This is a genomic window from Catenulispora pinisilvae, from assembly GCF_015356865.1.
GTDB classification, from domain to species: Bacteria; Actinomycetota; Actinomycetes; order Streptomycetales; family Catenulisporaceae; genus Catenulispora; species Catenulispora pinisilvae.
Genome location: NZ_JAAFZA010000039.1, coordinates 48550 through 58154 on the forward strand (window position 1 = coordinate 48550; position 9605 = coordinate 58154).

Sequence of the window (9605 nt, forward strand, 5' to 3'; positions counted from 1 at the left end):
CTTCCCGACCCCGGCGCGCCTCAGCGCACGACCGCCCGCGTTTCACACCGACTCCGGGGCCTGCCGGCCAGCGCTCTCAGCGAGACCCTGCCCATCAGCGCTCTCGGCATGATCCTTCCGATCAGCGCCCTCGGGGAGATCCTGCCGGTCAGCGCGCTCGGCATGGTCCTGTCCATCAGCGCTCTCGGCATCGAGCTCCGCGATGGTCTTCTCCAGCCACGCCCGGTCGGCCTTGCTGCTCGCGGCCGCCAGCTGCAACATCCCCCGGCGGAACCGGTCGGTCATGTCGCGCACCCGCAGCGGCCGGCCGTCGTCGTAGAAGAAGCTCCCCGGCGCGTCCATGAACGCCAGGCGGCGGCGCAGCACCCGCGCCTGGTCCGCCGGGTCCGGCAGGCTGCTGAGGAAGGCCAGCAGGATGAAGAACGAGTGCCGGTCGGTGATCTCGACGTCGGCCGGCGCGCGCAGCCGGCTGAGCAGCTCGGCGCGTCCGGCGTCGGTGAGGCTGAGGACCTGGCGCGGCGCGCCGCGCTCACCGGGTTCGGCCCGGCGGCTCAGGTACCCGGCCGCCTGGAGCCGCTTGATCGCCGGATGCAGCGCGCCGTCGCTGACCGGGCGGACGTGGCCGCTCAGGCCGGAGATGCGGGCCTTGAGGTCGTAGGCGTGCAGCGGCTCCGCGAACAGGAAACCGAGGATGCACAGTTCGAGCACGGGCCCTCCGAACCGGTACGGCTCACTGCCGCGGCCTTCGCGGCGCCACCAATCATACCTCGATCAGAGTTGACACGAATAGAGTTAACTCTTATAGAGTTATAGTCATGACGAGCACCCAGTACTTCCGCACCCACGACGGCATCCGACTCGCCTACCTCGACACCGGCGGCGCCGGCCGTCCGGTCCTGGCGCTGCACGGCGCCTACGGCCGTGGCCGCTCCATGCTCGGGCTGGCCGACCACCTCGGCCCGGACCAGCGCGGCCCCGGCTACCGCGTCATCGCCCTCGACCAGCGCGGCCACGGCTTGTCCGAGCACGCCTCGGACTACGGCCGCCAGGCCTTCATCGGCGACATCACCGCCCTGATCGAGCATCTGGACCTGGGCCCGGTGGCGATGGTCGGCCACTCCCTGGGCGGCATGAACGCCTACCAGGTCGCCGCGCACCACCCGGAGCTGACCTCGGCCGTGATCTCGCTCGACGCGCCGGTGTCGTTCCACGTCCCGGCCAACACGGCCTTCAACGAGTTCCCGGCACGTTTCCCCAGCCTGCGAGCACTGATCGCGGCCCTGGACTTCATCGACGAGCCCCGGCACTTCCTGGAGAGCGTCGTGGAGGAGCCGGACGGCTGGCGCTTCCTGTGGCAGGCCGCCGACATAGCGGCGGTCAAGGAAGGAATCATCGGGGACTGGTGGGACGAGTTCGCCGCCGTGCGGCAGCCGATGTTGGTGATCCGCGGCGGCCGCAGCCCGATCATCCCGCCGGAGCAGGCGGCGGAGATGGCGCGGCGCCGGCCGCAGACCGAGTTCGCCGCCGTCGACGGGCACCACGACTTCTACATCACGCACGCCGCGGAACTCGGCGGCATGGTGCGGGAGTTCCTGGACCGGACCATCGGCCAGGTGGGTTCGCCGACTCAGCAGCACGCCGCAGCCGTCACCGCCTGATCGTCGCCGAGCGCGACAATGCCGCCGCGCCCACCGCGACTCCTACAGTTCCTACAGTTCCTACAAGTCCTACAAGTTCCCGGGCTGCGTCCCCGAGAACCGGGCCTCGACCGCCGCGTACACGCTCTGCCGCGTCGGCTCCAGGTCCAGTTCGGGCAGCCCCTCCTCCGGCGCCCGTCCGGCGAAGGCCGTCGCGTACATGGCCCGACCCTGCGGCGCCGGGGCGCCGCCGGTCGACAGCCCGGTGTCAGCCAGCTCCAACAGCGCCGTGAGCTGCGAGCCCAGCGCGTCGGCGTACTCGCGGGCGCGCCGGATCGCCTCGCCGACCGCCTCGGTGCGGGCCTGGCGGTATACCTCGGAATCGCGGCGCATGCTCCAGATGGGGCCGTCCAGGGACCGGCCGGGGCCGTCGGCGAGGTTGGTGATCATCTCGCCCAGGACGTTGAAGTCCTTCACCACGACCCGGACCCGCACCGAGCCCTGATACGGCCCGATCTTGTCAGTGCGCTTGCTGCGGTGCTCCGGGTACACCGCGATGCGGCCGGTCTCCAGCTTCTCCAGGGCGTCGCCGCAAGTGCCCTTGAGCTGGGCCAGGAGTTCCTTGTTGCGCTGCGTGAGCTGTTCCAGGGTGGTGCGGCGGTCCTTGTCCCGGGCGCTGACCGTGACGGCGATCTCGCACAGTTCCGGGTCCGCCTCGATGGACGCCTCGCCGCGGACGCTGACGATGATGGGGGTGGTGCTCGTGGTGGTGCTGGGGGCTGCTTCCGGCATGCCCCCAGTCTGCCGCAGGGGCGCCGGATCGGCGTCTCAGGACCGCACCAGCCGGGCGATCGCCTCGTTCGCCTCCTTGACCTTGGCGTCCGCCTCCGGTCCGCCGGTGGCCAGCGCGTCGGCCACGCAGTGCGCGACGTGCTGCTCCAGCAGCCCGAGCGCGACCGACTGCAGGGCCTTGGTGGCCGCGGAGATCTGGGTGAGGATGTCTATGCAGTACTTGTCCTCGTCGACCATCCGTTGCAGGCCCCGCACCTGCCCCTCGATGCGGCGCAGCCGCTTGTTGTAGTCGTCCTTGCGGTCGGTGTAGCCGTGCATGACCCGTGTCCCCATCCGTCGTCGTCGCCCTGGAATCATACCCCCATGGGGTAACCGGTCAGCCGGCTCCGATGTTCCCGCCATCACCTACCCACAGTAACGGGCTGAACTGCGCCGACCCGTAAGATTAACGCCATGAGCCACACCGATTCGGGCACCGTCCGGCCCATCACCATTGTCGGCAATCCGGTGCTGCACCACCCCTGCGCCCCGGTGACGGAGTTCGGCGACGAGCTCGCGACGCTGATCGATGACATGTTCGCCTCGATGTACGCCGCCGAGGGCGTGGGCCTGGCCGCCAACCAGATCGGGGTGGCGCTGCGGGTGTTCGTCTACGACTGCAACGACGACGACGGCGTCCAGCACGTCGGCCACATGGTGAACCCGGTCCTGGTCGAACAGCCGGCCGACCGCCGCCAGCTGGACGACTCCCCCGAGGGCTGCCTGTCGGTCCCCGGCCCGCACCACGAACTGGCCCGCCCCGACTACGCCATGGTGACCGGCGTGGACGTCAAGGGCGAGCCGATCACCGTGGAGGGCACCGGCTACTTCGCCCGCTGCCTCCAGCACGAGTTCGACCACCTGGAGGGCCGGCTCTACATCGACCGGCTCGGCAAGCGGCAGCGCAAGAACGTGCTGGCCGAGATGGAGCGGATGCAGGCGGAGAAGGCCGAGAAGGCGCAGGCGGCGGCAGTCGCCGAGGCTGCGACACCGGCCTCGACCGCCGCCAACTGAACTAGGCAGCCGATTTCGAAGGGCCCGCTTCCGCGGGCCCTTCATTCATGCGCTCAGCAGCTCTATCCCCCGCCGCGCGCCGACTTGGAGTTCCCGTTCCCCTGCGGCAGCGGACCGCCGATCGTCCCGCCGGTGGGGAACGAGAGCGACGGCACCGAGGGCTCGGACTTCGTGCCGCTCGGCACCGAGCTCGGCGTGCTCTGCGGGGTCGACGGGTTCGAGGTGGTCGACGACGTCGCGCCGCCGCCGGAGGACGTGGTCGAGGTCGGGTTCGGCGGCACATAGGTGTTGGTCGGGGCCGGCGGCGAGGGCTGGCCGGTGCCGGTCTGGGTCGGCGTCGTGCCGTCGCCGGACGTGGTCGCCCCCGAGGACGGGCTCACCGGGTTCATCGGCGAGGCCTGGCCGTTCTGCGCGCTGAACGTGAACGGCTGCGCGGTCGTGCCGGCCACCGCCTTGTTCATGTAGGCCGACCACAGCGGTGCGGCCACCGCGCCGCCGCCGACGGTGTCCTTGCCGGCCATCCCGTTGATCGTGGTCAGCGCGCCGCCGGGGGTCTGGCCCCAGATCGCGACCGCGGTGGACAGTGTCGGGGTGTAGCCGACGAACCAGACCGAGCCGAGCTTGGTCCCGTCGCCCGGCAGGTCGGTGGTGCCGGTCTTGCCGGCCACGTCGCGGCCGTCGGACAGCTGCGCGCCGGTGCCGGAGCCGTTGGTCACCACGCCCTGCAGGGCCTGGGTCACCTCGTCGGCGACAGCCGGGGTGAAGGCCTGCTTGGCCAGGCTCTGGTGCTTGTAGACGGTCTTGTCGCCCTGCACGACGCTGGTCACCGTATACGGGTCCACCTGCTGGCCGTGCGCGGCGAAAGTGCCGTAGGCCGCGGCCATCGTCTCGGGGTTGGTGGCCACCACCCCCAGCGGCAGCGCGGGCAGCGACTGCTCCTGGGCGCTCACCGGGACGCCGGCGGCGCGCGCCGCGTCGGCCACCTTGGTCATCCCGATCTGCTGGCCCATCTTGACGAACACCGTGTTGATCGACTGGTTCAGCGCGTCCTGCACCGAGACCTGGCCGTAGCTGGTGCCACCCTCGTTCGGGATCACCGCGTCGGAGTTCGGGACCTGATAGGGCGAGTCGCCGTCGAAGGTGTCGCCGACGGTGCCGCCGTTTTGCAGGTAGGCGGCCAGGGCGAAGGTCTTGAACGACGAGCCCGGGGACAGCGTGCCCTGCCAGGAGGCGTTGAAGGCCTGCTTGGCGTAGTCGTCGCCGCCGTACAGGACGCGTACCGCGCCGTCGCCGGGGACGACGGTGGCGATCGAGGTGTGCACGTTGGTGTCCACCGCGCGGGTACCCGGCTTGAGCTGGCTGGTGATCTGCGCCTGCACCGCGGCCGCCGCGTCGTCCTGCATCTTGGCGTCGAAGGTGGTGTAGATGGTGTAGCCGCCGGTGACCAGCTGGTCCCGGGTCAGCCCGGTCTTCTGCTCGGCCTCGCTGATCGCCGCCTCGACCAGATACGGGGACTGGTCGTCGGTCTGGCTGCTGGGCCGGGGCCACAGCGCCAGGGCCGGGAACTGCTGCGCGGCGCGGTCGGCCGGGCTGAGCTTGCCCATCTTGACCAGACCGTCGAGCACGTAGTTCCAGCGGGCCTGGAGCTTGGCCATCACGGTCGGGTCCTTGGGCGCCAGCTCGTAGTAGGACGGCGCGTTCACCAGCGCTGCCATCACCGCGCCCTCGGCCACGCTCAGCTGGCCGACGTCCTTGTTGAACCAGGCCCGGGCGCCCATCTCGACGCCGGAGGCGCCGCGCCCGAAGTACACGGTGTTGAGGTAGCCCTGAAGGATCTGGGACTTGGACTGCTGCTGGGAGATCTTCAGGGCTATGACCGCTTCCTTGGCCTTGCGGGTCAGGGTGCGCTCGTCGGTGAGGTAGGCGTTCTTCACGTACTGCTGGGTGATCGTGGAGCCGCCCTGTGTGGAGCCGCCGCCGAGGTCGTTGACCAGGGCGCGGGCCGTGCCGGTGACCGAGATCGCGCCGTCGGACCAGAAGTTGCGGTCCTCGGCGGACAGGAACGAGTTCTGCACCGGGACCGGGACCTGGGACAGCGGGACGTCCTGGCGGATCTCCGGGCCCCGGCGGCCGAGCACCACGCCGTGGTCGTCGAGCACGGTCAGGTGCTGCTGGGTCACCGCCTCGTTCATCGGCGGGATCTTGACCGACGCGTAGACCGCCCAGGCGCCGCCGGTGACCAGCAGCACGAAGGCGATCAGCGTGGAGGCCACCAGCCGCCAGGACGGCAGCCAGCGGCGCACCCCGGTCTTGCCGCGGCGGGGATAGTCGATCACTCGTTTCCCACCCAGGGCCATGGAAGACGGCTCCTTGTCCAGGCACCTGCCGAGCCGGCCGATCCCTTGCGGTCATTGTCGTCGAACGTCAACACATCAGAACATCGCGATCTGAAGAAAGCGAAAATATCGGGGGGAACCGGACGTGATCCATCTCTCGTCACCGTCCGCCACCTCGCGCTTCCCCATTGAGTAGTTGCGAACTCTTCGCAACTGCAAAATAATCGCAACCGGGGCGGGCCGGTGTCCTCCCCGGCCGCCGGCCCCGGCGGCGCACCGCTTTTCGACCTCAGGGAGCATCCAGCGCCATGACCGCGACCACAGCAGGTGGCACTGAAGGCACCGGCGCGGGTCCCTCGGCCCCGGGCACCGGCGGCGTGGGCACCACCGCGACCGGCGGCTCCCGGCTGGCCCGGATCCGGGCCGCCCTGACCCCGGCCGAGTGGGGCCGGATGGGCGGGATGTTCGGCTTCATCGCGCTGCTGCACGTGGTCGGCTGGGGCATCCTGGCCGCGATCGTGGTGCCGGGGCACTACAAGCTGCAAGGCGGGCTGTTCGGCTTCGGCACCGGCCTGACCGCCTACACCCTGGGTATGCGGCACGCCTTCGACGCCGACCACATCGCGGCCATCGACAACACCACCCGCAAGCTGATGGCCGAGGGCAAGCGCCCGCTGTCGGTCGGCTTCTGGTTCTCCCTGGGCCACTCCACGATCGTGGTCTTGCTGACGCTGCTGCTGGGCCTGGGCCTGAAGGGCCTGGGCGTGCAGTTGTCCGACGACAAGTCCGAGCTGCACAACTTCGGCGGCCTGATCGGGACCGTGGTCTCCGGCTCGTTCCTGTACCTGATCGCGATCATCAACCTGGTGGTGCTGGTCGGGATCCTCAAGGTGTTCCGGCAGATGCGCCGCGGCGAGTTCGACGAGGCCACCCTTGAGGAACACCTCAACAACCGCGGCCTGATGAACCGGTTCCTGGGCCGGGCGATGAAGGCGGTCAACAAGCCGTGGCAGATCTACCCGGTCGGCGTGCTGTTCGGGCTGGGCTTCGACACCGTGACCGAGGTCGGCCTGCTGGTCCTGGCCGGCACCTCGGTGGCCTCCGGTCTGCCCTGGTACGCAGTGATGTGCCTGCCGATCCTGTTCGCCGCCGGCATGTCGCTGCTGGACACCATCGACGGCTCGTTCATGAACTTCGCCTACGGCTGGGCCTTCTCCAAGCCGGTGCGCAAGGTCTTCTACAACCTGACGATCACCGGGCTGTCGGTGGCCGTGGCGCTGATCATCGGCACCATCGAGCTGCTGAGCATCCTGCAGGACAAGCTGAACCTGACCGGCGGCTTCTGGGACTGGGTCGCAGGCCTGAACCTGAACAGCATCGGGTTCGCCATCGTCGGGATGTTCCTGCTGGTCTGGCTGGCCGCGATGGCCGTGTGGAAGTTCGGCCGGATCGAGGACAAGTGGACCGCCGCGCTGCCGGTGGCCGAGGAAGTTACCGACCAGTAGGATCATGGCATGACCGCAGCAGAACAAGAGCCCTTCGACGTCGGCGCCTTCCTGACCGCCGCCGTCCCCATGGTCGGCACGCTGGCGCTGGAGTACGTCGAGACCACCGCGCAGCGCGCCGTGCTGAAGTTCCGCGACCAGGCCGCGTACCGGAACCACATCGGCGGACCGCACGCCGGCGCGATGTTCACGCTGGCCGAGTCCGCCTCCGGCGCGATCGTCACCGCCGCGTTCGGCCACCTCATGGCTGAAGCCACCCCCCTGCCCACCACCGCCACCATCGACTTCAAGAAGGTCGCGCGCGGTGACGTCACAGCCACCGCCACGCTCGGCCGCCCCGTGGACGACATCGTGGCCGAGCTCAAGGGCGGCGCCCGCCCCGAGTTCCCGATCCACGTCGCCATCCAGCGCGATGTCGACGACGCCGTGACCGGCGAGATGACCATCGTCTGGACGCTGCGGCCCAACAACTAGCACTTACTGAGCAACTAGCACTCACTCATAGAACGCCGCAGCCGCTGATTAAGTTGCTTTTCCTCGGTGCGCGGGCCTGCCGGACGATCTTACGGTCCGGCGGACCCGGGCGCGATTCAGGGTCCGGAAACGCTGAGAACCCCTTGCCCGACAAGGATTCGCGGCGATCAGGACACGCAGAGCACAGAGCCCTGAGCCACCGCGCTGAGCACCCGTGCGCCGTCCTCCGCCACGGCGTACAGGTCGCACCGGCACACGGCCTGGCGGCGCCCGGTGTACGTCACCTCGGCCTCGGCCAGCAGCGTGGTCCCGGACGCGGGGCGCACGTAGCTGATCGTCACGCCGCTGGTGAGCACGTCCGGGCCCAGCGTCGTACCGGCGGCGAAGGTGATGGCGTTGTCGGCGGCATAGGCGAGCACGCCGCCGTGCAGGAACCCGTTCTGCTGCTTCAGATCCTCGCGGATGGGGACCGCCAGAATCGCGCGCCCCTTCTCGAAGACCTCCACCCGAGCCCCTAGGAGAACGCTGAACGGTTGGGCGGCGAGCACCTTGCGCGCCGTGTCGATGTCGAGGGTGACCATGGACGACCATTGAGCGGTTCGCGGGGCCCGGCGTCAAGTCTCAGGCCGGGGACCCCTCCCCGGGGGGTTGGGTGGCCTGGGCTTTGAGTTTGCGCCAGCCCCCGGCCCGGTTGTTCGCGACGATCTGCGCGAACATGGCGGCCAGCGGCTCGGCCGGGAGGTCTTCGCCCTCGTACACGGCGACGCAGCGCGCGGTCTTGTTGTCATGGCCGCCGGTGATGATGTGGTCGGGGTCCGGCACGATCGCCCCGTCGTACAGGAAGACGTTGAGGTGGTCCTTGGTCCCCAGCAGCGCGCAGACGTTCCCCTTGAGCACGAAATAGGGCTGAACGGAGCGCTTGATGGTCTCCTCGACTTCCAGATCGGCCGCGTGGACGAGGTCGCGCACCTGGTGGCAAACGTCCCGCTGCCACCCGGGCAGGGCGTCGATGTAGGCGTCGACACGCGGATCCCTGGCATAAGGCATGCCGCCATTGTGGGCACGCGGCCGGCGCCCCGCGCCCCGAAACCCACAGAGGCCCCCGGGTGCCGTAGATTCCAGACGTGGATCCCGACACCCTGCCCACGCCGTTACCCCGTGGCAACCACGGCCTGAGCCGCGAGGACGTCAGCGCGGCGCAGCGCGGGCGGCTGCTGACCGGGATGCTGGAAGTCGTCGCGGAGAACGGGTACGCCGCCGCGACCGTCGGGGCGGTGCTGTCCCGGGCGCACATCTCGCGGCAGACCTTCTACGAGCACTTCACGGACAAGCAGGACTGCTTCCTGGCCGCGTTCGACCGCTCGGCGGACAACTTCGCCCGGCTGATCGAGCAGTCCCTCGGCTCACCGGCGGATCCGCCCCTGTCCCGCCTGGACCGGATCCTGGAGGCCTACCTCGGCGCACTGGCCACGAACCCGACCAACGCCCGGGTCTTCATGATCGAGATCTACGCGGCCGGCTACCCGGCGGTCTCCCGCCGCCTGGCGCGCGCCGAGACCTTCGCGACGATCCTGGCCGAAGCCGTCACGATCGGCCGGCACTGGCGCGGCGGCCTGGACCCGCTGTTCGTGGCGCGCTCGGTCACCGGCGCGGTGAGCGGGCTGGTGACCGAGCAGATCAACTCCGGCGACATCGCCGGGCTGCCGGAGCTGCGGCCGCGGATCGTGGCGTTGGTGGCGGCGCTGCTGGCGGACGAGGACGCGTGAGCGGGCCGGGTCGCCCCTCCGCGACCCGGCCCCGCCCCACCC

General features: G+C 69.9%; 11 protein-coding genes. 5 read left to right on the top strand and 6 right to left on the bottom strand.

Translation table 11 applies throughout. The features are described 5' to 3' along the window. Nucleotides 1-42 precede the first annotated feature (42 nt). Entirely contained in the window at nt 43-708 is a 666-nt protein-coding gene (locus IZR01_RS13595; RefSeq protein ID WP_194924020.1) for a PadR family transcriptional regulator, read from the bottom strand. Nucleotides 709-815: 107 nt separating this feature from the next. Between IZR01_RS13595 and IZR01_RS13600 the strand changes: the two genes are divergently transcribed. Continuing rightward, nucleotides 816-1658 (top strand): alpha/beta fold hydrolase, encoded by an 843-nt coding sequence (locus tag IZR01_RS13600; RefSeq protein WP_194924021.1) that lies wholly within the window; start codon nt 816-818, stop codon nt 1656-1658. 69 nt (nt 1659-1727) lie between these two features. On the opposite strand, the gene IZR01_RS13605 is transcribed toward IZR01_RS13600, so the two are convergent. Both IZR01_RS13605 and IZR01_RS13610 read right to left on the bottom strand, forming a co-directional pair. Further along, nucleotides 1728-2429, bottom strand: coding sequence for an SIMPL domain-containing protein (locus IZR01_RS13605; RefSeq protein ID WP_194924022.1), 702 nt, complete (start codon nt 2427-2429; stop codon nt 1728-1730). A 36-nt stretch (nt 2430-2465) separates the two neighbouring features. Then, on the bottom strand, nt 2466-2762 hold the full coding sequence (locus tag IZR01_RS13610; RefSeq protein ID WP_228559382.1) for a metal-sensitive transcriptional regulator: 297 nt from the start codon (nt 2760-2762) through the stop codon (nt 2466-2468). A gap of 120 nt (nt 2763-2882) precedes the next feature. Here IZR01_RS13610 and def point away from each other — a divergent pair, with 120 nt between their 5' ends. Further along, nucleotides 2883-3482 carry a peptide deformylase gene (gene def, locus IZR01_RS13615; RefSeq protein WP_194924023.1) on the top strand — a complete coding sequence of 200 codons (600 nt, stop codon included), beginning with the start codon at nt 2883-2885 and terminating at the stop codon, nt 3480-3482. Nucleotides 3483-3544: 62 nt separating this feature from the next. On the opposite strand, the gene IZR01_RS13620 is transcribed toward def, so the two are convergent. Next, complete coding sequence (locus IZR01_RS13620) at nt 3545-5839, bottom strand: transglycosylase domain-containing protein (protein WP_194924024.1); 2295 nt, start codon at nt 5837-5839, stop codon at nt 3545-3547. A gap of 287 nt (nt 5840-6126) precedes the next feature. Here IZR01_RS13620 and nicT point away from each other — a divergent pair, with 287 nt between their 5' ends. Next, nucleotides 6127-7323, top strand: coding sequence for a Nickel transporter NicT (gene nicT / locus IZR01_RS13625; RefSeq protein ID WP_228554091.1), 1197 nt, complete (start codon nt 6127-6129; stop codon nt 7321-7323). Between the two features lie 9 nt (nt 7324-7332). Continuing rightward, on the top strand, nt 7333-7797 hold the full coding sequence (locus IZR01_RS13630) for a DUF4442 domain-containing protein (RefSeq protein ID WP_194892550.1): 465 nt from the start codon (nt 7333-7335) through the stop codon (nt 7795-7797). Between the two features lie 167 nt (nt 7798-7964). On the opposite strand, the gene IZR01_RS13635 is transcribed toward IZR01_RS13630, so the two are convergent. Beyond that, nucleotides 7965-8378, bottom strand: a complete 414-nt coding sequence (locus tag IZR01_RS13635; RefSeq protein ID WP_194924025.1) for a PaaI family thioesterase — start codon at nt 8376-8378, stop codon at nt 7965-7967. A gap of 40 nt (nt 8379-8418) precedes the next feature. After that, nucleotides 8419-8844, bottom strand: coding sequence for a DUF1801 domain-containing protein (locus tag IZR01_RS13640; RefSeq protein WP_194924026.1), 426 nt, complete (start codon nt 8842-8844; stop codon nt 8419-8421). A gap of 77 nt (nt 8845-8921) precedes the next feature. Between IZR01_RS13640 and IZR01_RS13645 the strand changes: the two genes are divergently transcribed. Further along, nucleotides 8922-9563, top strand: a complete 642-nt coding sequence (locus tag IZR01_RS13645) for a TetR/AcrR family transcriptional regulator (protein WP_194924027.1) — start codon at nt 8922-8924, stop codon at nt 9561-9563. Nucleotides 9564-9605 lie beyond the last annotated feature (42 nt).

What these genes read in the sequence shown, in the direction of transcription:
- IZR01_RS13610 (WP_228559382.1), bottom strand. Translation starts at nt 2,762, where the DNA reads ATGGGGACACGGGTCATGCACGGCTACACCGACCGCAAGGACGACTAC.
- IZR01_RS13600 (WP_194924021.1), top strand. Translation starts at nt 816, where the DNA reads ATGACGAGCACCCAGTACTTCCGCACCCACGACGGCATCCGACTCGCC.
- nicT (WP_228554091.1), top strand. Translation starts at nt 6,127, where the DNA reads ATGACCGCGACCACAGCAGGTGGCACTGAAGGCACCGGCGCGGGTCCC.
- IZR01_RS13605 (WP_194924022.1), bottom strand. Translation starts at nt 2,429, where the DNA reads ATGCCGGAAGCAGCCCCCAGCACCACCACGAGCACCACCCCCATCATC.
- IZR01_RS13640 (WP_194924026.1), bottom strand. Translation starts at nt 8,844, where the DNA reads ATGCCTTATGCCAGGGATCCGCGTGTCGACGCCTACATCGACGCCCTG.
- IZR01_RS13630 (WP_194892550.1), top strand. Translation starts at nt 7,333, where the DNA reads ATGACCGCAGCAGAACAAGAGCCCTTCGACGTCGGCGCCTTCCTGACC.
- IZR01_RS13620 (WP_194924024.1), bottom strand. Translation starts at nt 5,839, where the DNA reads ATGGCCCTGGGTGGGAAACGAGTGATCGACTATCCCCGCCGCGGCAAG.
- IZR01_RS13635 (WP_194924025.1), bottom strand. Translation starts at nt 8,378, where the DNA reads ATGGTCACCCTCGACATCGACACGGCGCGCAAGGTGCTCGCCGCCCAA.
- def (WP_194924023.1), top strand. Translation starts at nt 2,883, where the DNA reads ATGAGCCACACCGATTCGGGCACCGTCCGGCCCATCACCATTGTCGGC.